Below are 21,582 nucleotides of genomic sequence, written 5' to 3'. Positions count from 1 at the left end.
ACCCGCGACGGGAGTCGACGCCGGCCGTTCCCCCGGCGTGGCGGGCGGCCCGGACGACGGCTCCGCGACCGCATGAGCGGCCGGCCCGGGGCTCCGTACCAACCGGGTCGGTCCGGCCCGGGCACACCCCCGGGCGTCCGTCTCCGGGCCCGGCTCGCGGTGGCCTGCGCCCTGGGCGCGGTGGCGGCGCTGGTGGCCGCGAGCGGGCCCGGCGGCCTGTTCATCCTGGTTGTCGGCGTGGTCGGCTCGGCGCTCACGGCGGCCGGCGCCTGGTGGGTGGTGTCCCATCACGGGGTGGTGCGGACCGCCGGGGCGGTACTCGTGGTCGCCTCGCCCATGGCCGTCGTGGTGCTCTACGCCCGGGCGGACCTGTGGCCCGCCGCGCTGGTCGCGGTGGCGCTGGCGGGAGTGGCCGTGCTGTGCGCACGGTCGGCGATGCGCCGGCTGCGACGGCCGGACGGTATGCGTGGGGTCGCGGCAGAGCTCCCCCGGCATCCGGTCCTGATCATGAACCCGAAGTCCGGCGGCGGCAAGGTCGGCCGTTTCGGGCTGGTCGAGAAGGCCGAGGCGCTCGGCGCCCGGGTCGTGCTGCTGGACACCTCGGTCCCGACGGACGTCGCCGCGCTGGCCCGCCACGCCGTGGCCGAGGGTGCGGACCTGCTCGGGGTGGCGGGCGGCGACGGCACCCAGGCCGCGGTGGCCGAGGTGGCGGCCGCGCACGACCTGCCGTTCCTGGTGATCTCGGCGGGCACCCGGAACCACTTCGCCATGGATCTCGGCCTGGACCGGGAGGACCCGGCGCGCTGCCTCGACGCGCTCACCGACGGCGAGGAACTACGGGTCGACCTCGGCGTGGTGGGCGGCCGTGCCTTCGTCAACACGGCCTCGTTCGGGGTCTACGCGCAGATCGTCCAGCGCCCCGAGTACCGCGACGACAAGGCGGGTTCCGCACTGGGCGCGCTGCCCGACCTCCTGCTCGGGTACTCCGGCCACCGCCTCGACGCCCGCGCGGACGACACACGGTTGGAGGCCCAGCAGGCGCTACTGGTCAGCAACAACCCCTACGCCGGCTCCGAAGCCGTCGCCGCGGGCGGCCGCCGGCCCCGGCTGGACCTCGGAGTGCTGGGCGTGGTCGGGATCCGGGTGACCAACGCGGCCCAGGCGGCCGAGCTCGCGCTCCGCGGCGCCAGGGCGACGGGCCTCCAGGTACTGGCCTGCCGTCACATCACCGTCGGATCGGACACGGACCGCATCCCGGTGGCCGTGGACGGCGAGGCCCTCGTCCTGCCCGCGCCCGTCAGCTGCGAGATCCGTCCGCAGGCCCTGCGCGTCCTGGTGCCGAGGCACCGGCCCGGCACCCCGGCGGCCGGTCCTCCCACGGACTGGCGTGCGATCGTCGCCCTGGCCTTCACCCGGCCGCGGCCCGGACCTGCGGCGGGCGACCGAGCCGGCTGACCACGGTTGCGCGGGCAGGGGCAGTGGACAGGGGCAGTGGACGGCGGGCAGCCAGCGGGACCCGGGCCGCCGTGGAAGGGGACGAACGGCCACCCCACCACCCGGCGGCCCGACGTGCAGAGACCGCCGGGGACACGCAGGCTTGAAGGACCTGGGGCCCCACGCGGGTCGAGGGCAGGCGGCCACCACCACCCGGGGCCGTCGGAACCCGGGGCGGGGCGCCGCCGCCGTGCCCCTGCTGATCCCACCGGATTGGAGAGATCCGTGAAGGACCTCAAGTTCGAGCAAAAAGGTTCGCTGTCCCGCCTTGAGGCCGCCGATCTGCTCGCCTCACTCGCGGCCGCGCTGCGGCACGAGGGCAACGCCGAGCTGGAACTCGGTCCCGGAAGGATGACCCTGCGGATCCCCGACGAACTCCGCAGCGAGGTCGAGGTCGAGGTCGGCGACGACGAGATCGAGCTGGAGATCGAACTCAAGTGGTCGACCGCGCCGAACGGGGCGAAACCGTCGCAGTGACCGTGCGACTGGGCCTGCCACCGGAAGCGAGGGGCGGCTGACCCGGACGACCCGCTGGTCGCCGAGGCCCGGCAGCGGCCACCGGCGCACCACACGGGGCAGGCGAGCGTACGGGCAGGCGAGCGTACGGGCAGGCCGGCGTGCGGGCGTGGGAGGCTACGGGAGCACTGCCCGCCCCCGCCAGGAGACCCCCCGTGAACCGCGCCCCGGACCACCTGCCGGACCAGCCGCTCGACCACCTGCCGGACCAATCACTCGACCACCCGCCGGGCCACCGACCCGGCCACCCGGGGGACCGCCCCGGGGACCGCCCGCGCGCCGCTCTGCACCTCGACGCGCAGGCGTCCGGGCATCCCGCGGGCATCCTCGACGCCGCCGCGCGGGCCGAGCGCCGGGGCATGGACCGGCTGGTGGTCGCCGAGACCGCGTACGACCCGTTCCTCCAACTGGCCCGCGCCGCCGACCGGACCAGCACGATCGAACTGGCCACCGGCATCGCCGTCGCCTTCGCCCGCACCCCGATGACCCTGGCCTACGAGGCCTGGGGCCTGCACGCAGCCTCCGGCGGGCGCGCCGTGATCGGCCTCGGCTCGCAGGTCAAGCCGCACATCGAGAAGCGCTTCGGGATGCCCTGGGACCGGCCGGCCGCGCGGATGCGCGAGTACGTCCACGCGGTACGGGCGATCTGGCACAGCTGGCAGACCGGCGAACGGCTGCGGTTCCGCGGCGACTTCTACACCCACACCGTGATGACCCCGGTCTTCTCCCCCGACCCCGTCCCCGCCGGCGCGCCCCGGATCCTGCTGGCCGGCGTGGGGCCGCTGATGACGCGCACCGCCGGGGCGGTGGCCGACGGCTTCCTCAGCCATCCGTTCACCTCGGTCGCCTACCTCACCGGGCAGGTGCTTCCCGGTCTGGCCGAGGCTCGCGCCGGCGCCGAGGCGGACGGCGCCGCCTGGACCGCCCGGCCCTTCGAGATCACCGGCAACGTCCTCACCGCGACCGGCCGGACCGAGGAGGAACTGCACGCCAACCGGGCCGCGGTACGCGAGCGGCTGGCCTTCTACGCCTCCACGCCCGCCTACCGCCCGGTGCTGGCGCAGCACGGGTGGGAGGACCTCCAGGAGCAGTTGCACCACCTGTCGGTACGGAGCCGGTGGCAGGAGATGGCCGCGCTGGTCGACGACGAGGTGCTGGACACCTTCGCCGTCACCGGCCCGGTCGAGGAGGTCGCCCGGGAGATCCACCGCCGGTACGCCGGCCTGGTCACGCGCCTCTCGGTCAGCGTCCCGGACGACGCCGACCCGGAGCTCGGCCTGGACGTCCTCGCCGCCGTCCGCGCCCTGGGCTGACCTCACGGGCGGGGACGGCGCCGACGACTACAGGGCGGCGAGGCTGTCCACCAGATCGTCGAGGCCGAGCGGTCCCAGGGACAGCGCACCCGTGTGCCAGGCCTTGAGGTCGAAGGCGGCTCCGTGACGGCGGCGGGCCGCCTCGCGCCCCCGCAGCCAGGCCCGTTCGCCCAGTTTGTAGCCGATGGCCTGGCCGGGCCAGCCGAGGGTAGCGGTCGATCTCGCCGGCCCGCCGGGCGGGCGAACTGCCGTGGTAGGCGGCCATGAACCCGGTCGCGAGGCCCGGCGTCCAGCGTTCGCCGGGGTGGAACCCGGAGCCGGCGGGCACCGGTAGTTCCAGGTGCATCCCGATGTCGACGATGACCCGGATGGTCCGCAGCATCTGCTTGTCCAGGTAGCCGAGGCGGCGGGCCGGGTCGGTGAGGAAGCCCAGCTCGTCCATCAGGCGCTCGGCGTAGAGGGCCCAGCCCTCCTTGTTCGCGCTGACCGCCCCCACGGTGACCTGGTAGCGGCTGAGCCGGCCGACCTCGGCGACCCAGCGGGCGGTCTGCAGATGGTGGCCGGGGACGCCCTCGTGGTACCAGGTGCTGACGATCTCCCAGGTGGGGAAGGTGCGTTGGCCCAGGGTCGGCAGATAGGCCCGGCCCGGCCGGCTGAAGTCCAGGCTGGGGCCGGCGTAGTACGGCGCCACCGAGCTGCCCGGCGGCGCGATCACCGTCTCCACCCGGCGCAGCGGGCCGGAGATGTCGAAGTGGGTGCCGTGCAGGGCCTCGATCGCCTCGTCGGTGATCTCCTGGAGCCAGGCCCGGATCGCCTCCTCGCCCTCGATCGTGTGCCCGTGCCGGTCCAGGTGGTCCATGGCGGCACGGACGGAGGCGCCCGGCAGGACGCGGCCGGCCTCGGCGCGCATCTCGGCGGCCGTGCGGTGGAACTCGTCCCATGCCCAGGCGTACGCCTCGGCCACGTCGACGTCCGCGCCGTTGGCCCAGCGGGCCGACCGCAGGTAGCGCTCGCGGCCGACGGCGTCCGGGGTGCCGTCGGCGGCGGGCAGGTAGGTGTGCCGCAGCCAGTCGCGGAATCCGGCGACGGCGGCGGTCGCCTGGACTGCGGCGGCCTCCAGCTCGGACCTGAGCCGCTCGGGCCCGGCGGCGACGAACCCGGTGAACCAGCCTGCCCCGCCGTCGGCCTGGCCGGTCCAGGCGGCGAGCTGGTCGACGACCGCCCGGGCCTGGCGCGGGGCCGAGAGCAGCCCGCGGGCGATCCCCTCGGCCAGGGTCGCCCGGTAACCGTCCAGCGCGCCGGGCAGGTTGCGCAGTCGCCCGCGCCGGGGCCCCGCCTCCGCCCCGCCGACGCGGTACCCCGAAGGCGCGGCCGACGCGGTTGCCCCGGTGGAACAGCCGGCGCGGGTGCCCCGGTGGAACAGCCGGCGCGGGTGCCCCGGTGGAACAGCCGGCGCGGGTGCCCGGGCAGGCCCCCGCCATGCCCGTGTCACCCGCCTCCCGGGCCCGGACTAGGCTGTGACGGTGAGTCTTCATGTGGTTGTCGGATATGGGCCCGCGGGGGCGGCCACTGCTCGGCTGCTGGCCGGCCAGGGGCATTCGGTACGTGTGGTCACCAGGTCGGGCCGTCCGGCGGAGCCCGGCATCGAGCATGTGGCGCTGGACGCGGCGGCCGCCGGACAGCTGGCCGGGGCCGCGCGCGGCGCCGCGGCGATCTACGGCTGCGCCGCGCCGCCCCTCCACCGCTGGGCGGCCGAGTGGCCGCCGCTGGCCTCGGCGCTCTGCGCGGCGGCCGAGGAGACCGGGGCCGTCCTGGTGGGCCTGGGCAACCTCTACGGCTACGGCCCGGTGGACGGCCCGCTCACCGAGCGCCTGCCGCTCGCGGCGACCGGCCCGAAGGGGCGGGTCCGGGCCGCGGTCTGGGAGCAGGCGCGGGCCCTGCACGAGGCGGGCCGCATCAGGGCGGTCGAGGTGCGTGCCTCGGACTTCTTCGGCCCCGGTGTGACCGACGGCGGCCACCTGGCCTCGCGGGTCGTGCCGCGCGTACTGAACGGCAGGCCGGTCACCGTACTGGGCGACCCGGATGCTCCGCACAGCTGGAGCTACCTCCCCGACGTGGCCCGGGCGCTGGCCGAGGTCGCAGGTGAGGAGCGGGCCTGGGGCCGGGCCTGGCACGTGCCCACGGCCCCCGCACTGTCGAGCCGGGAGATGGTCGGCCGGCTCGCCGCGGAGGCGGGGTCCGGCCCGGTGGCGGTGCGGAGGATGCCGGCGGCGGCCCTGGCCCTGGCCTCGCTCTTCTCGCCCCTGATCCGCGAACTGCGCGAGGTCCGCTACCAGTTCGACCGTCCGTTCGTGATGGACTCGGCCGCCTACGAGTCCGCCTTCGCCGTGCGCGCCACCCCGGCCGAGGAGCAGTTCGGGGCGACGGTGGCGTGGTGGCGTGAGCGGATCTCCGCGGCGAAGGGCGCCTGAGCCCGCCGGCGCCCGGCCGTCCTCACGTACCCCTCACCGACCCCTCACGGGCTCGCCCGACTCCCGACCGTCTGTGCAACCGACGAGCCAGTGATCACGTCCTAAGATCACATAATGGCGCACCTCCCCGGCCGGGGCGGTGCGCCATCCGGGGGTGTGCAGGTCCGGCCGCCCCCGGTCGCGTGCCGGTCCCGCCCGGGGCCGCCGTCCGGCTCCGCGGACCGGACGTCACACTGGTCGGAGAGTTCTCACCGTGCAACCGCCGTCTCCTCGCTTCCGTGCCCTTCTGACGGGTACCACCGCGCTCGTCCTGGCCACATCGCTGGCCGCCTGCTCCGGCGGCGACGGCGGCAGAGGCGACGCGGCGAAGGACGCCGGTACCGCCACCGGCCCGGCCGCCGCCGGCACCGCGTCCGCAGCACCCACCGCCCCCGCGGCCGGCAGCAAGGTGGCCATGCCCACCGGTCCGACCACGACGCTCGGCAAGGCGAGGGACACCACAGCCGGGCCGATCACCGTGACCACCCTGACCGGTGCGAAGTCCGGCGTGTCGGGAAAGGTCTGGGTCTGGCTGCCGCCCGAGTACAGCGACCCCAAGTACGCCAAGACCGGCTTCCCCGTCATCGTGCTCTTCTCCGGCGGCCAGAGCGCCGGCTACAACACCTACACGGACAACCAGTTGCCCATCCAGGCGGCCGACGTGGAGATGACGAAGGCCGGCACGGCCCACCCGTTCATCATGATCATGCCGGTGCAGAACCTGGACCCCGACGAGCACAAGGCCCTGGAGTGCAGCGACATCCCGGGCCAGCCCAAGATGGGCACCTGGCTGGCCGAGGACATACCCGCCTTCATCCGGGCCAACTTCCGCACCCTGAAGAGCCGGGACGGCTGGGGCGTGATGGGCGCCTCCACCGGCGCCTTCTGCAGCGCCAAGCTCGCCCTGCAGCACCCGGAGACGTTCGGGGTCGCGGTTCCGGTCGACGGCTACTGGGCCCCGGACTCGCCGCTCTGGAAGGGGCACGAGGCGGAGCGCCAGGCCAACAGCCCGAACGCCATGGTCTCGCAGGGCAAGGCGGACGTACGGATGCTCGCCACGGCGGCCGGCGGCACCCCGCCCGAGGTCAAGCTGGTCAAGGACTGGGTCGCCAAGGCCGTCCCGCCACTGAAGATCGACTACTACGAGCAGCCCGGCGGCCAGCACCTCACCTCGGACTTCAAGAAGATGATCCCGAACACCCTGGAGTGGCTCACCAAGAACATGGCCGGGCCGACCGCCGACTGACGGTTCGTCCACAATGTGCCCCCGCCGGAGAGTTGGCATGACTGAAACCCCGTCCGACCGGGCATACCGTGGATAGCCCGTCAACGGGCCCGGTTGGAACTCCCCACGAGCGCAACCGGGCCCCGACTGGCGGCCGGGCCTGGACGTGACTTCCCCCACGGAGTCGCTGCCAGGCCCGCATGCTGTTCAGCCAGCGACACGCAGCGTACATGCCACCTCCACGTAACGCTACCGTGCGGCCGTCGGACACTTCATCTCCCGGCTCCCGGAGCCGAAACGGGTCCGCAGGCGTCCAGTGGGGACGCGGTCACACGGCACACTCCCCACCGGGGACCTTCAGGCCCAGGAACATGACCTGCCGGCGCAGCCGGAACCCCAGCGACTCGTAGAGCCGGATCGCCGTGGTGTTGTCGGCGGCGGTGTGCAGGAACGGCGTGTCGCCGCGCTCGCGGATCCCGGCCGCGACCGCCCGCACGAGCCGGGGCGCCAGGCCCTGCCCGCGGTGGGACTCGGCCGTGCAGACCGCGCTGATCTCGGTCCAGCCCGGCGGGCGCAGGCGCTCCCCGGCCATCGCGACCAGCGCGCCGCCGCGCCGGATGCCCAGGTAACGGCCGAGTTCGACGGTGCGGGGCAGGAACGGGCCGGGCCGCGCCTGCTCCACCAGCGCCAGCATCTCCGGCACGTCGGCGGGGCCCAGCCGGACGGCCTCCTCGTCGGGCGCGGCGCGGACGCCGTCGTCCACCAGCTGGACGCCGGGGCCCTGCACGAGGATCTCCCAGTCGGCCGGCACCGCGGTCGGCGAGCCGGTGGCGACGAGGACGAAGCCGGGGCCGCACAGCGCCGCCACGTTCCGCCAGGTCTGCCGGTCCGGCCGGTCCGGAAGGGCCAGGAACGGCGACACGTCGGCGGGGTAGCACAGGACGTCGCCCCGCCGCCGGGCAAGGTGCGCGTGGGGGCCGAACAGGGCGGCGCGGGCCGGGTTGTCCAGGATGTGGACCGGGTTGTCCGGTGATCCGACCGGGTCGCCCAGGACGCGGCGGTACACGGCACCGCCCGTGGCGCCGTCCGTGACGCCGTCGGGGGTGAGCGCGGGGTACTGGGACATGCGAAGCCGTTCCTCGATCTCGATGCTTCTCGCTCCTTCGGCGGCGGCGTGCCCCGGTCCCGGCCGGAGCCGGCGGCGACGGAGCGCAACCGCCGGACGTACCGAGCGTGCGGGCCCCTTGGGAACGGGCTCGCACGCCGGTGGAGCCCCCTGACGGCGTGGGCGGCGGACCGTTACGCGCGACAGAGTCCGGCCGGGGAGCCGGCCCCGTCGATCCAGCGGCGCCGCACGAGCGCGGCGCCACGGCCCCGGCCCCCGGCGACAGCACGGTGGGCGGCGGTCGGCGGGCGGAACGCCGCACGCGGCGGCACCGGGAGCCCGAGGGCCACCCGCTCGTCCCGCCGTTGGCCTGCGCGCATCGCCCGTCCGTTTCGCATCCGGCAACCGTGAACGTCCACGGTACCGCGCACCACGGCCGGTTCCGGAAGCGATCCCACGGCCGGTTCCGGAAGCGATCCCGCGACGCCGCCCGCGGACGCAGTTCCCCGGAGCCCGGCGCCACCACCCGGTCCCGCGGTCGCCTGAACCGGTGGTCCACCTCGCCCCGTTATTACCTACATAACCGATTACCTACATAATCGTGCATCAGTACGATCCTCGTACAGGAGTTATCGCACCACCATGTCCATCCAGGCCCCAGCCCGCCCCCGCGCGGCCGCCACCGTCCCCCCGAGGCCCCACGTGCCCCAGCCCGCCCACCGGAAGCCCGCCCACCGGTCGTACGGCCGCCCCGCCACGGGGACCAACCAGTGAGGGTCTTCGCCGGTTCCCGGCGCGACGAGGCCTCCCCGCAGGACCCCGCGGGCGACCGGACCGGCCGGCGGAGAGCCTGGAAAGGCGCGCTCGCCATCGTGGTGGTCGCCGCCGTGACCGCCGGCCTGCTGTGGTGGCAACCGTGGAGCCCGGCCCCCGCCCGCCGGCAGAAGCCGATGGAGTTCACGACGGCCACCGGCGGCTCCCCCCGCTTCGGCACCGGCGAACAGCTCCTCCGCTACAAGGTGCGTGCCGAGAACGGAATCAGGGAGAGCCCCGAACAGTTCGCCGCCGAGGTCGACACCGTCCTCGGCAACGTCCAGCGCGGCTGGGCCGCGGACGGCACCCGCTCCTTCCAGCGCATGCCCGCCGACCCGGTGGACTTCACCGTCTACCTGGCCACCCCGGAGACCACCGACCGGATCTGCGGCCAGTACGGGCTGGACACCGGCGGCTGGGTGAACTGCGGCGTGGGCCACCAGGTGGTCATCAACCTCAAGCGCTGGACCGAGCTGACCGAGTACTACACCGGCCGACCCGACCTCTACCACGCACTCGCCGTCAACCACGAGGTCGGCCACGTACTCGGCCTCGGCCACGTCGACTGCCCCGGTCCGGGCCAGCCGGCACCGGTGATGATGCAGCAGATCAAGGGACTGCACGACTGCGTGCCGAACGGCTGGCCCTACTCCGAGACCGGCACCCTCCTCACCGGTCCCCCCGTCCAGGCCCCCACCCCCGTCCCCTAGAAGCACCTCAGCCGAAGCATCTCAACCACAGCAGCACAGCCGCCGGGCCCGTCGCACCCCGCTGCGCCGGGGTTCCGCGCACGCGAGGCACGGGGCACCCGGCAGGCCCGTGCCTCAGGCCGCCTCGATGCGCTCCACGATCAGTTCGCACAGCTCGTGGGTGCGCAGCGCGTCACGGGCGTCGAGGGTCTTTCCGGTGCGGACGGCGTCCAGGAACGTGAGCACGACCTGCTCGATGCCGCGCTGGCGGGCCACCGGCACCCAGTCGCCGCGGCGGCGGATCGTCGGCTGGCCCCGGTGATCGATCACCTCCGCCAGGTTGTGGACCTCGCGCTTGGAGTCCCCGCCCGAGACCTGGAGGATCTCCTCGGTGGAGCCGCTCACCCGGTTCATGATGCCCAGTGCCGTGAACCCCTCACCGGCGAGGGTGAGGACGAGGTGCTCCACCAGGCCGTCCCGCACCCGGGAGCGGACGTCCACGTGCTCCACCTCACCGGGAACCAGGAATCGCAGGACATCCACGACATGGATGAAGTCGTCGAAAACCATCGGCCTCGCCGCCTCCGGCAGGCCCTCCCGGTTCTTCTGCAGCACGATCAGGTCGCGCGGCCGCTCCAGCGCCTGGACGTAACCGGGCGCATGACGGCGGTTGAAGCCCACCATCAGCGAGCGGCCCGTGCGGTCCGCGAGGCCGACCAGCCGGCGGGAACCGTCCAGCGTGTAGTCGAGCGGCTTGTCCACGTAGACGTCGACGCCGGCGGTGAGCAGCTGCTCCACGATCGTGACGTGCTGGTCCGTTGCCGCGTGGACGAACGCGGCCCGGATTCCGCCCGCGATCAGCTCGCCGAGGTCGGTGAACCGCTTGCCGGGGTCGATGCGGTGGGCGTCGCCGATCCGGTCGAGCTTGGCCCGGTCCCGGGTCATCAGACGCAGGTCGAGACCCGGCAGCGCCGCCAGCACCGGCAGATACGCCTTCTGGGCGATGTCGCCGAGACCGATCACCCCGACCGGCAACGGGGCATCGAGGACGGGGATCGGACTCATCGGCTCTCCTGTGGGGACGGGGGACGGGGGGACGGGTGATCATCGACGGCCCCACCCTATTCGCCACGCACCGCACGCGGCACGACACCGCCTGCGCGGCCGCGCACGCCTCCCCGGCACCGGACCGGCCCGTCGCGGCACCGGACCGGCCCGTCGCGGTCCCGTGCGGTGTTGCCCGTCCCGGCCGGGCGGCGCTCGGCCGGGACCGGGAGGCCTCACGGCGGCGGTCACGTCCCGGGTGTCCGGGCGCGGGCAGGGCCGATCGGGTGGCCGCTGCCGTGTCCGGCCGCGAGGGCGAGTACGGGCCCGGCGGGACGCGGTTTGATCCCGTAGACCCCGACGTCGTGAGGAGGGCGGCCGCCGTGTCCGACGAGGACATCCTCCTTGGCATCGCCCTGACCGTGGCCCTCGCCACGGGTTCCCAGGTCCTGGCGAACAAGCTGCGGGTCCCCGCCCTGATCGTGCTGCTGCCGGTCGGGTTCACCGCGGGCGCGCTGACCGACGTCATCCACCCCGCGAAGCTCGTCGGTCCGGACTTCCCCGCGCTGGTGTCGCTGTCCGTCGCCGTGATCCTCTACGACGCCGGCCTCGGACTGAACCTGCGCAACCTCACCGGCCGCACCCGCGGGATCGTGGTCAAGCTGCTGGTCATCGGCATCCTGGCCACCTTCTTCGCCGTCTGCGCCGTCGGCCCGGCGCTGTTCGGGATCCCGCTCAGGGTCGCTGCCATGATCGCCGTGATCCTGGTGGTGTCCGGCCCCACCGTGGTCGGCCCTCTGCTGGAGTACGTCCGGCCGACGGACCGGCTGCGGCGCATCCTCATCTGGGAGGGGACGCTGACCGACCCGATCGGCGGCATCCTCGGCGCCGTCGTCTTCCACGCCGTCGCCACCACCGGCCGGGTCGACATCGGCCGGGGCTACCAGTTCGGCCAGTTCCTCCTCAGCATGGCCGTCGGCCTCGCCGGCGGCGCGGTGGGCACCGTCGTCCTCTGGCTGGCGCTGCGCAAGCTGCGGCTCGGCGAGACGCTCGGCACCCTGGCCCAGCTGGCGACCGTGGTCCTCGTCTCCGCGGGCTGCGACATCGCCCGTGACGACACCGGCCTGATCGCCGCGATCGTCACCGGACTCGCCGTCACCAACCTCCCCGGCCTGGACATGCCGGCGCCGGCCCTTCCTCGAAACACTCGTCCAGCTGATCATCGGCCTGCTGTTCATCTCCATCTCCTCCGCCGTCGCCCCCGCCTCCGTCACGCCCGTGCTCGTCCCCTCCCTGATCCTGATCGCGATCCTCGTCCTGGCCGTCCGGCCGCTCATCGCCTTCGCCGCCGCCCGGGGCTCCGACCTGACCACGGGCGAGTGGGGCTTCATCGGCTGGATGGCGCCCCGCGGCATCGTCGCCGCCTCGACCGCGTCCGCCTTCGCCGCCACCCTGGTGGAGAAGGGGCTGCCCGGCGCCAGGAAGATCCTCCCGATCACCTTCCTCGTGATCGTGGGGACGGTCGTCCTGTACGCGCTGACCGCCGCCCCCGTGGCGCGACGGCTCAAGGTCGTCCGGCCGAGCCGGACCCGCCCGCTCCTCGTCGGCGGCGAACCCTGGGTGATCGGCCTGGGGAAGGCCCTGCAGTCGGCCGGGCTCGACGTGCTGATGTGGGCGGGGCTCGACGAGGAACGCGACCGGATCACCATGGCCGGCATCGAACTCGCACACGGGGAGATGCTGGCGACCGCGACCAACCCCCGGGCCCGTCTGGAGGGCGTCACCGCGGTGTTCCTGCTCACCGACGACGACGACTTCAACGCGCTCGCCTCCGTCGTCGTCAAGGACAACGTCGAAGGCCCCGTCTACCGCGTGGGCCCGCCACGGGACAGCCACGGCGTGGTCGCCCCCTACACCGGGGGCGACATCCTCTTCGGCCACGCCCTCGTCCGGCACCGCCTGGCGGCCCGCTACGAGCAGGGCGCCCGCTTCCACCTGCAGCCGGGATCCGTGCCCGTCCCCCCGGACCACGACCTCCTCTTCGTCATCAGCACCGACGGCCTCCTGGCCCCGGTCACCGAGGCCCAGGCGATCACGCCGCGGCCGGACGAGACCGCCGTCCTGCTGGGCCCCGCATGATGTCCTGGGCCGCCCGATTCCGGCTGCGGCAGTACGCCAAGGCCAGCCTGTGGATCGTCCCGCTGGTCGGGCTCGTCCTCGGCGTCGCCCTGGCCGAGGCGGCGACCGCCGTGGACGGGGCGTCCTGGCTGCCGAAGACCTGGGACTACTCCGCGTCGACCGCGAGCAGCGTCCTCAGCTCCGTGGTCGGCTCGATGATCGCGCTGCTCGGGTTCGTCGTCACCATCGGCGTCCTCGTCATCCAGCAGGCCACCGGCACACTCTCCCCCCGCTACATGCGGCTCTGGTACCGCGACCGGCTGCAGAAGGCCGTCCTGGCCACCTTCACCGGCACCTTCGCGTTCGCCTACACCCTGCTGCGGAGCATCGAGACCGACTCCGTGCCCAACCTCGGCGTGACCCTCGCCGGCATCGCCGTCTCGGCCAGCCTCCTCCTCCTGCTGATCTACCTCAACCGCTTCACGCACAACCTGCGCCCCGTGGCCATCGCCGACATCGTGGGACGCCTGGGCGAGCGAGTCCTCGACCGCGCCGCGGCGGGCATCCGGAGCTCCGCCGCGCGCGACCCGGCGCCGCGGCCGGGCGCCCCGGCCGGCCGCATCCGGTCGGAACGCGGCGGCGTCATCCAGGCGATCAACGCGCCCGGCCTGGTCGCGCTCGCCGCCCGGCACGACTGCGTCCTCGTCCTGGCCGCCTCCGTCGGCGACTTCGTACCGCCCGGCGCCACCGTGGTCGAGATCCACGGCGGTGCACCCGCGCCGGATCCCCACCGGGTGACCGGCCTGCTCGCCCTCGGCGCCGAGCGGACCGTCGAGCAGGACCCGGCGTTCGCCCTGCGCATCCTGGTCGACGTCGCCATCCGGGCCCTCTCCCCCGCCGTCAACGACCCCACCACCGCCGTCCAGGTGCTGAACCACATCGAGATGTTCCTCTACACCGTCGGCCGCGTCGGGCTCCGCGGCAGCTACGTGCTCGCCGACCACCACGGCCGGCCGCGCCTCGTCCTGCCGGGCCGGCCGTGGGAGGACTACCTGGAACTCGCCGTCACCGAGATCCGCGACTACGGCGCGACCTCCGTCCAGGTGTGCCGACGGCTCAGGGCCCTCCTCGAAGGCCTCCTCGCGGCGCTGCCGCAGGAGTGCCGGCCCGCCCTCCGCCTCGAACTCTCCCTCCTCGACCTCGCGGTCGACCAGGCGTTCGGCGACACGCCCCGCCGGGCCGACGCCCGGACCCCCGACCCCCAGGGCATCGGCGGAGGACGACACCCCGGGGGCGCACCGCCCGACACCCCCGCACCTTTCGGGCCCGGCCGGTAGGGACGCCTCCGGCCCGGCCGGGCCCGCCGGCCCCCGCGGCTCCCACCGGCCGGTCCTCGCCGGTAGCGACAGCCTCCGGATCTCGCGGCGGCCGCCCGCCGGTGTCACGATGGACGCAAGAATTCCGCCGCGATCGGAGGCGGTCATGGGCCGTTCCTACCACTTCCACCGTGAACACGCCGGCTACTCCGTGACCGTCGACGTGCACCTGGGCGGACCCCGGGAACTCGTGCTCCTGGTGGACGGCAAGGAGGTTGCGGCGGTGCGCATCCACGGCCACCACTCCGAGGTGCGGTCGCTGGCCACGACCCTGCCGACCGACCCGCCACGCCACATCGAGGCCCGGGTGACACTGCCCGGACCGGTCCGGGGAGAGCCGACCAGCGTCCTGATCGAGGACGGCACCCGGCTCCCGATGCCCGAGAGGGAGATACCCCGCAGGGCGCGGCTGACGGAGGTCTCCTGGTACGCCTGAGCGGCGCTTCCCCCGTACTGCCCTGCAGGACAGACCGCGCACCGCGGAGGTGGACTGTACCCGTGCCCGGCCGGCCGGGCGCGGCCGGGCGCCCGTCAGGCCGTTCCGTCCCAGGCGGTCAGGCCCCAGCGGAACGTGTGCAGGTCGCCGACGCCGAGCTCCACCAGATCGGCCCGGCCACGGAACGCGTCCGGTGGGCAGGACATCGGCTCCACCGCGAGGCCCAGCGCAGCAGCCCGTGAATGGCGTTGCCCGCCTCCGGTTCGGTCAGCGGGAGTTGCAGGTCCTCGTCGTTCCAGCGGTACCGTCCCCCGCCGATCCGGTTCGGCCAGGGCACCAGGAGCTGTCCACGGCCGCCGGTGATCCGCTCGTCGGCGGCGAAGCCGTCCAGGACGGTGCGCCCGGCCACCGTGTAGCGGCCCAGGGCCGCGCCGAGCTCCACCACGACGGCGCTGTGCTCGCCGCTGCGCAGGAGGAACTGCCGCCCGGTCGGGCTGTGGGACATGGCCGGCCTCCAGGTCAGGGTGGAGCGGGCGGATCGCGGACCACGATTCAGGGGGACACCCCGGCCGGCGGCGGCGCGGAGGCCGGCGCAGGGACGGGGGCGGGGGCGGGGGCGAGCTTGAACGTGAGGACGTAGGAGACCACGACCGCGACGATCACGAGCGGCATGACGGTGAGGCCCTGCGCTCCGAGGAGCAGGGTGGCCAGCAGCACCGCGGTCATCGGCAGTTTCAGCATCGCCACGCACAGCGCCCCGACGCCCATCGCGAACCCGGAGGTCACGTCCAGTCCGGGCAGGTGCGCGAGGGCGAGCCCGCCCGCCGCTCCCACGAACATCGACGGAAAGACCGGGCCGCCGCGGAACCCACCGAGCGACAGGCTGTAGGCGAGCGCCTTGCAGACCACCAGGACGACCAGGGTCCCCGCCGTGTACCCGGCCTGACCGGCCAGCAGCGGCCCGAGTGCGCTCTGCCCCGAGTACAGCACGTCCGACGCCGCCTTGCCCGTCCCCTCGGCGTACACCAGCGCGACGACCCCCACGAGCGCGCCGGCCACGGTGGTGAGCACCACCCGCCTCCGGTCGACCCGGCCCTGAAGGAACAGGCCCGAACGGTGGATCCCCGCCCCGAGGACGGCCGAGGCCACCCCGATGACGAGTGCCCAGCCGAACCCCGCGAGGTCGGGGCGGTGGGCCTGCGGCACCTGCGAAAGGGCCAACGAGTAGGTGCCCAGACCGGTCCAGGAACCGAGGCCGGTGAAGATCAGTGCGCCGACGCCGGCCGCGAGGAGACCCGGCACCAGAACGACACCCATCATGGCGCCACCGAGGCCGGCCGCCTCCATCAGCAGGAACGCACCGAGCAGCGGCGATCCGAGCAACGTACTGACCGCCGCGAAACTCCCCGCGGCCCCCAGCACCGCGGCCGAACTCGGCTGGACGTCCCGTTTCACCGCCCGGACGGCGAACACCGCCAGACCCCCGCCGAGCGCGATGAGCGGAGCCTCGGGACCGAGCACCACGCCCGCCCCGAGCGACGCCACCGCCGCGAGCGCGATACCGGGCAGTTCCGCCGCCGTCGGCGCCCCCTTGGTGACCAGCCCCTCGGCCGGCTTGTGGCCGCCCTCCCCCGGCAAGCGGCTGATGGCGAGCGCCACCAGCAGTCCGGCCACGGCGAGCAGCGGGATCGGCCACCACGAAGGCGTTCCGTCGAAGCCCAGCGCTTCGGGGAGGTCGCTGTAGGTCAGCGACTGCAGTTCGGACACGAGCGCGAGGAACCCGAACGCCATCGCGGAGATCGGGACGCCGAGAACCGCCGTCATCACCAGCAGTACCGCGTACTTGCGGCTCCGGATCAGTACGAGGGGGTCCGGTGGCGGGGCGGCGGGCGGTCCGACGGCTGTGGTCGGCATGCTCATCGTCTCCTCAGCACCGGACGGCAGCCTGAATCGCGTCGGTCGACAGGCCTAGAAGCCGTCGTACCACGGCTCGGGGGCACGCTCGGCACTTCCCGGCCCGTGGGCGCCCGGCGATCCCCCGAACGTCATCCGGACGGCTCAGTTCACGCCCGGGGATGCCCCTGCGGCCGGTCGGCGCGTGCGCGCCGGGCGGCGACCCGGCGCCAGATCCCGCGCTGCCCGCGCAGCGTCAAGGTGCCCACCACGATCAACACGACGATGTTGACCAGCAGTTGGACGAGCGAGCCCCCGGCCTCGCGCCAGCTGGAGAAGGCGACGGACACCGCGATGTCCGCCGCCGCCGGGATGGTCGTGACCGAGATGAAGACGCCCAGCAGCGCGCTGGTCCTCGCCTCGCTGAGCGAGACGATGCCGACGACGCCGGCCAGGCCCGCCACCGCGAACGAGAAGAAGTTGGGGGTGTCGATCAGCTGGGAGACCGGCCGCAGGCCCAGGCTGAACGCCTTGGATTCGAAACCGAACCCGCGGATCACGAGGCTGAACAGGAAGGTGACCACGACGGCCAGGACGAAGCCCAGCAGCAGCGCCCGCAGCCCCTGGCGGACCCGCCTGCCGTCACGGCGGTCGATGCCCAGCGCGATGCTGACGATGGCCCCGTACTCGGGGCCGACGACCATGGCTGCGACGATCAGGATCTGCGAGTTGGTGACGATCCCGACCGCGCCGATGAGGCCGGCGATGACCAGGTAGAGGTAGAAACTCGGCGCGTACGTCCCCTCGGCCCGGATCCGTGCCTCGACCTCGTCCCAGACCGGCGCGTGGGCGAGTGCCCCGAGCTTTCGGGTGCCGGCCTCCGCGGCCCCGCCGACGAACGCCACGTCCACGGGCTCGATGACGATCGAGCCCCGGCTGTCCAGGTCCAGCGCGCGCAGGGCACGCAGGACGTCGTTCGCCGCGCCGGTCAGCACGTCGCAGGCGATGGCGTCACCGTCCGGGTTGCGCGCCGCACCGGACTGCACGATCAGGTTGAGGACCGAGGGGGAGCCCGCGAGGCAACCGACGACCCGGTCGGTGAGGTCCCGCGGGCTCACCGCACGGACATGGATCATGTCCAACCCCGAACCTCCACAGGCTTCGGTTTCCCGGCCGGGTGCCGGCCCCTGCAGGATCCCCCACCCGGCCCCGCCCGCCGCGGCATCGCCGCGCGCGGGCGCCCGAGGATTCCCGCCGCAGCCCCTCGACGGAGGGCACCGGCGACCGCAACGGGCGCGTCCGCCCGTCCTGGCCGATAGTGAAATCAAAGGATCACTCTGACCTTGGGAAGCTCATGGACCGCTACCCGCCCATAGCCGAGCACGGCCTGATAGGCGACCTGCAGACCGCCGCGCTGGTGACCTCGCGCGGCGTCGTCGACTGGTTCGCCGCACCGCGCTTCGACTCCCCCAGCATCTTCGCCGCCCTGCTCGACCACGACCGCGGCGGCTACTTCCGGCTCGCGGACGTCAATCCCCAGGCCACCTGCAAACAGCTGTACTACCCGGACACCGCCGTCCTGGTCACCCGCTTCATGTCGCCCGACGGGGTGGGCGAAGTGGTCGACTGGATGCCGCCGAACACCAGCCGCACCCCGACCGACCGGCACACCCTGATCCGGACGGTGCGCAGCGTGCGCGGCAGCGTGCGCTTCGAGCTGGAGTGCCGCCCGCGGTTCGACTACGGCCGAGCCACCCACGAACTGGACCTGCGGCCCGAGGCAGCCGTCTTCCGGGCGCCGGGCGTCTGCGCGTACCTCCAGAGCACCTTCCCGGTGGAACGGGACGGCGACGACCTGCGGGGCTCCGTCACGCTGAACGTCGGCGAATCGGCAGGTGTCGTCCTGACCGTCTGCGACACCGACGGCCAGGTGCCGCCGCCCCCCACCGTCGACGGGATCACCGGACAGCTGTGGGACGCGGCCGACTTCTGGCAGAAGTGGGTGCACGGATCCAACTACCGCGGCCGCTGGCCCGACATGGTGAACCGCTCCGCGATCACCCTCAAGCTGCTCACCTACGCCCCCAGCGGCGCACCGGTGGCCGCGGCCACCATGGGCCTGCCCGAACAGGTCGGCGGCGAGCGCAACTGGGACTACCGCTACACCTGGGTCCGCGACGGCTCGCTCTCCGTCCGCGCCCTGCTCGACCTCGGCTTCGTCGAGGAGGCGACGGACTTCACACACTGGCTGGGCGACCGCCTGCACGAGACGTCCGGGAAGGTCGGCGAACCGCTCCAGATCATGTACCGGGTCGACGGCGAACCGCTCCTGACCGAGGAGGTCCTCGGCCATCTGGAGGGGTACCGCGGCTCCGCACCGGTGCGGCTCGGCAACGCGGCCGCCGACCAGTTGCAACTGGACATCTACGGTGAGGCGCTCTACGCGCTCTCCGAGGGCCGGGAGATCGCCGCCCAGGCCGGCTACCGCGGCTGGAAGGTCCTCTCCCAGAGCCTGGACTGGCTGGCCGACTCCTGGGACCGCCCCGACGAGGGCATCTGGGAGACCCGTGGCGGGCGGAAGGACTTCACCTACAGCCGGGTGATGTGCTGGGCGGCCTTCGACCGCGGCCTGCGGCTGGCCGACGAATTCCGCCGGCCGGCCGACACCGAGCGCTGGAAGAAGGCCCGCGACACCATCCTGCTGCAGGTCATGGAGCGCGGCTGGAGCGAGGAGCAGCAGGCGTACGTCCAGCACTACGGCGGGGACGACGTCCTGGACGCCTCGCTGCTGCTGATGCCCCGGGTCGGGTTCGTCGCCCCCCGGGACCCGTCCTGGCTGTCCACCCTGGACGCGATGGACCGCACCCTGGTGTCCGACAGCCTCGTCTACCGCTACGACCCGGCCGCCTCGCCCGACGGCCTGCGCGGCTCGGAGGGCACGTTCAGCCTCTGCACCTTCCTCTACGTCGATGCACTGGCCCGGGCCGGGCGTCTGCGGCCCGCCCGTTACACCTTCGAGAAGATGCACACCTACGCCAACCACGTCGGCCTCTTCGCCGAGGAGGTGGGGCCCAGCGGCGAGCAACTCGGCAACTTCCCACAGGCGTTCACCCACCTGTCGCTCATCACCGCCGCCTGCACGCTGGACGAGGCCCTCGACCGCCAGCGCCCCTGACAGGGCACGGGAGCGGCGTGCACGGCGCTGTGCGACCGACCGCGCCGCCGGAGCCGGAGCGGTCCGAGGCCCTCCACTCCCGCGACGGGCTGCGCGGGCCGGCCTACGGCGCGGACCCGGCGGCCGGGGTGAGGAGGACGGCGATGTCGCCGCCGGTCGGCGTCGGCACGGTGGTCTCCGTCGCGGCGACGAGCCGGCCGTCCGCGTTCACCAGGAACAGCACGTCGTGTCCGGCCGGGAGGCCTCCGTCAACCCGGAAGGCGACGATCCGGGCTCCCCCCTCATACCGGCGGGCCAGTTCGGGCCTGTTGAGGGCGGGTGCGAACAGCGCCTCGCTCTCGATGTAGGGGGCGACCACACCGTGGCTGGGGGTGGCCGGCGCCAGGCGGTGGACGGGCCCCTCCACAGTCTCCTTCAGCGTCATGAACGCGAGGGCGTTGAAGTCGTCCTCGTCGGTGAGCAGGAGCACCTCGGTGATGCCCTCCAGCTCGGCACGGGCCCCGGTGGCGGCGGCGAGCAGTTCGCCGGGGGCCAGTTCGAGGCCCGCGTCCTTGATGGTCCGGCGCTGCTGGTCGAGTCCCGCCCACATGAGCACGTCCAGGCCCGCCGACCGCAGGGCGCCACCCAGCTCCACCACCCAGGGATCGCCCCCGACCAGCAGCGGCCGCGACCGTGCCGACCGGCGGACGACGAGCCGCCGGGCCACCGGGAGCGCCGTCAGGCCGTAGACCATGACGGTGGCGACGATCACGACGAAGGTGGCCGGAAGGATCTTCTGGGCCCCGCCGACACCGGCCTGCACCAGGGAGGCGGAGAAGGTGGACGCGGTGGCCGCGGCGACGATGCCGCGCGGCGCCATCCATCCGATGAACCACCGCTCCCGGTAGGGGACGTCGGTGCGGGCGGTGGAGAGCAGCGCCACCAGCGGCCTGACCACCAGGACGAGGGCCGCGACGAGGCCGAGGGCGGGCAGAACCACGTGGCGCAGCGACTGCGGGGTGACGGTGGCCGAGATCGAGATGAACAGCAGGCCGATGGTCAGCGAGACCAGCGTCTCGAAGAAGACCCGGCGGGCCGGGATGTCCAGCCCCGGCAGATTGGCCAGCGCGATCCCCATCACCACGGCCGCGATCAGGCCGGTGTCGTCCCGGAAGGCGTCGAGGAGCCCCGCCACCAGGACCACCGCGGCGAGCTGCACCGTCGTGCCGAGCACCTCGCCGAGGGGCAGGTGGTGCAGCAGCAGCCAGAGCACGGCGGCTCCCACGGCGCCGCCGGCCAGACCGACCGCGGCACTGCCGCTGAACATGCCCACCTGGCTGCCGAGACCGTGCTGTTCGGCGGCCAGGACGCCGTGGAAGACGAACGCCCCGAGGATGCCGCCCACCGGGTCGATCAGGGAGCCCTCCCAGACGAGGATGCGTTGCAGCCGTTCGGTCGGGCGGACGAAACCCAGCAGGGGCCCGACCACGGTGGGTCCGCTGACCACGAGGATCGCGCCCAGCATCACGGCGGAGCCCAGCGACATGCTGATGATCGGGACGGCGAGCAGCGCCGCCGACATCCAGGTGACCAGGCCACCGAGCCAGATCAGCCTGACCACGACCCGGCGGGTGTGCCCCTTGAGCCGGCGCAGGTCCAGCCCGAGTCCGGCGTCGTAGAGGATCACCGCCACGGCGAGCGACACCAGCGGTGAGAAGGCGGCGCCCAGCAGCTTCTCGGGATTGACGTCGTCGGTCAGCGCGCCCGCGACGAATCCGGCGGGCAGCAGCAGGAGGATCGCCGGCACCCGCAGCAGGCTCGCCAGCAGCTGGGAGCCGACGGCAAGGGCGAAGATCAGTGCGATGCCGATCAGGATCTGACTGGATGTCACGACAT

General features: G+C 73.6%; 15 protein-coding genes and 2 pseudogenes. 10 read left to right on the top strand and 7 right to left on the bottom strand.

Translation table 11 applies throughout. The annotated features are described in order from the left end of the window. The first annotated feature begins 72 nt into the window (after positions 1 to 72). The 3 genes from ACZ3YO_RS23740 (at position 73) to ACZ3YO_RS23730 (ending at position 3,323) form a co-directional block, all read left to right on the top strand. Entirely contained in the window at positions 73 to 1,455 is a 1,383-nt protein-coding gene (locus ACZ3YO_RS23740; RefSeq protein WP_465572586.1) for a diacylglycerol/lipid kinase family protein, read from the top strand. Positions 1,456 to 1,719: 264 nt separating this feature from the next. Next, positions 1,720 to 1,971 (top strand): amphi-Trp domain-containing protein, encoded by a 252-nt coding sequence (locus ACZ3YO_RS23735; RefSeq protein WP_396323662.1) that lies wholly within the window; start codon positions 1,720 to 1,722, stop codon positions 1,969 to 1,971. A gap of 194 nt (positions 1,972 to 2,165) precedes the next feature. Beyond that, positions 2,166 to 3,323, top strand: coding sequence for a TIGR03617 family F420-dependent LLM class oxidoreductase (locus ACZ3YO_RS23730; RefSeq protein ID WP_465572583.1), 1,158 nt, complete (start codon positions 2,166 to 2,168; stop codon positions 3,321 to 3,323). Between the two features lie 27 nt (positions 3,324 to 3,350). Here the strand turns inward: ACZ3YO_RS23730 and ACZ3YO_RS23725 are convergent. Further along, a pseudogene (locus ACZ3YO_RS23725) lies at positions 3,351 to 4,641 on the bottom strand (DUF885 domain-containing protein); the annotation flags it as partial. Between the two features lie 205 nt (positions 4,642 to 4,846). On the opposite strand from ACZ3YO_RS23725, the gene ACZ3YO_RS23720 reads away from it, so the two are divergent. Both ACZ3YO_RS23720 and ACZ3YO_RS23715 read left to right on the top strand, forming a co-directional pair. Next, positions 4,847 to 5,794: an NAD-dependent epimerase/dehydratase family protein gene (locus ACZ3YO_RS23720; protein ID WP_465572580.1), complete on the top strand. Its 948-nt coding sequence runs from the start codon at positions 4,847 to 4,849 to the stop codon at positions 5,792 to 5,794. A 253-nt stretch (positions 5,795 to 6,047) separates the two neighbouring features. Next, positions 6,048 to 7,079: an alpha/beta hydrolase gene (locus ACZ3YO_RS23715; RefSeq protein WP_465572577.1), complete on the top strand. Its 1,032-nt coding sequence runs from the start codon at positions 6,048 to 6,050 to the stop codon at positions 7,077 to 7,079. 307 nt (positions 7,080 to 7,386) lie between these two features. Here the strand turns inward: ACZ3YO_RS23715 and ACZ3YO_RS23710 are convergent, their stop codons facing one another. After that, on the bottom strand, positions 7,387 to 8,184 hold the full coding sequence (locus ACZ3YO_RS23710; protein WP_465572574.1) for a GNAT family N-acetyltransferase: 798 nt from the start codon (positions 8,182 to 8,184) through the stop codon (positions 7,387 to 7,389). 749 nt (positions 8,185 to 8,933) lie between these two features. Here ACZ3YO_RS23710 and ACZ3YO_RS23705 point away from each other — a divergent pair. Further along, complete coding sequence (locus tag ACZ3YO_RS23705) at positions 8,934 to 9,686, top strand: DUF3152 domain-containing protein (protein WP_465572571.1); 753 nt, start codon at positions 8,934 to 8,936, stop codon at positions 9,684 to 9,686. Between the two features lie 114 nt (positions 9,687 to 9,800). On the opposite strand, the gene ACZ3YO_RS23700 is transcribed toward ACZ3YO_RS23705, so the two are convergent. Next, positions 9,801 to 10,700, bottom strand: a complete 900-nt coding sequence (locus tag ACZ3YO_RS23700) for a Gfo/Idh/MocA family protein (protein ID WP_465572805.1) — start codon at positions 10,698 to 10,700, stop codon at positions 9,801 to 9,803. A gap of 392 nt (positions 10,701 to 11,092) precedes the next feature. On the opposite strand from ACZ3YO_RS23700, the pseudogene ACZ3YO_RS23695 reads away from it, so the two are divergent. The 3 genes and pseudogenes from ACZ3YO_RS23695 (at position 11,093) to ACZ3YO_RS23685 (ending at position 14,639) form a co-directional block, all read left to right on the top strand. Further along, a pseudogene (locus ACZ3YO_RS23695) lies at positions 11,093 to 12,848 on the top strand (cation:proton antiporter). Next, the gene (locus ACZ3YO_RS23690; RefSeq protein ID WP_465572568.1) at positions 12,845 to 14,164 is read left to right on the top strand and encodes a DUF2254 domain-containing protein; all 1,320 of its coding nucleotides are present in this window, start codon (positions 12,845 to 12,847) and stop codon (positions 14,162 to 14,164) included. The pseudogene ACZ3YO_RS23695 and the gene ACZ3YO_RS23690 overlap by 4 nt, the downstream one beginning before the upstream one ends. Positions 14,165 to 14,309: 145 nt before the next feature. Further along, complete coding sequence (locus ACZ3YO_RS23685) at positions 14,310 to 14,639, top strand: hypothetical protein (protein ID WP_465572565.1); 330 nt, start codon at positions 14,310 to 14,312, stop codon at positions 14,637 to 14,639. Between the two features lie 118 nt (positions 14,640 to 14,757). On the opposite strand, the gene ACZ3YO_RS23680 is transcribed toward ACZ3YO_RS23685, so the two are convergent. From ACZ3YO_RS23680 to ACZ3YO_RS23670, 3 genes are all read right to left on the bottom strand, one after another. After that, positions 14,758 to 15,144, bottom strand: a complete 387-nt coding sequence (locus ACZ3YO_RS23680; RefSeq protein WP_465572562.1) for an aldose epimerase family protein — start codon at positions 15,142 to 15,144, stop codon at positions 14,758 to 14,760. A 47-nt stretch (positions 15,145 to 15,191) separates the two neighbouring features. Next, positions 15,192 to 16,553 carry a chloride channel protein gene (locus ACZ3YO_RS23675; protein WP_465572559.1) on the bottom strand — a complete coding sequence of 454 codons (1,362 nt, stop codon included), beginning with the start codon at positions 16,551 to 16,553 and terminating at the stop codon, positions 15,192 to 15,194. Positions 16,554 to 16,702: 149 nt separating this feature from the next. After that, positions 16,703 to 17,674, bottom strand: coding sequence for a DUF389 domain-containing protein (locus ACZ3YO_RS23670; protein ID WP_465572556.1), 972 nt, complete (start codon positions 17,672 to 17,674; stop codon positions 16,703 to 16,705). 212 nt (positions 17,675 to 17,886) lie between these two features. Here ACZ3YO_RS23670 and ACZ3YO_RS23665 point away from each other — a divergent pair, with 212 nt between their 5' ends. Beyond that, positions 17,887 to 19,707, top strand: a complete 1,821-nt coding sequence (locus ACZ3YO_RS23665) for a glycoside hydrolase family 15 protein (RefSeq protein WP_465572553.1) — start codon at positions 17,887 to 17,889, stop codon at positions 19,705 to 19,707. Between the two features lie 103 nt (positions 19,708 to 19,810). Here the strand turns inward: ACZ3YO_RS23665 and ACZ3YO_RS23660 are convergent, their stop codons facing one another. Next, positions 19,811 to 21,577: a cation:proton antiporter gene (locus tag ACZ3YO_RS23660; RefSeq protein ID WP_465572550.1), complete on the bottom strand. Its 1,767-nt coding sequence runs from the start codon at positions 21,575 to 21,577 to the stop codon at positions 19,811 to 19,813. Between the last annotated feature and the right edge of the window lie 5 nt (positions 21,578 to 21,582).

This window comes from Kitasatospora sp. NPDC022785, assembly GCF_055561295.1.
The sequence above is the reverse complement of the archived record's forward strand: the minus strand, read 5'-3'. Positions and strand labels throughout refer to the sequence as shown.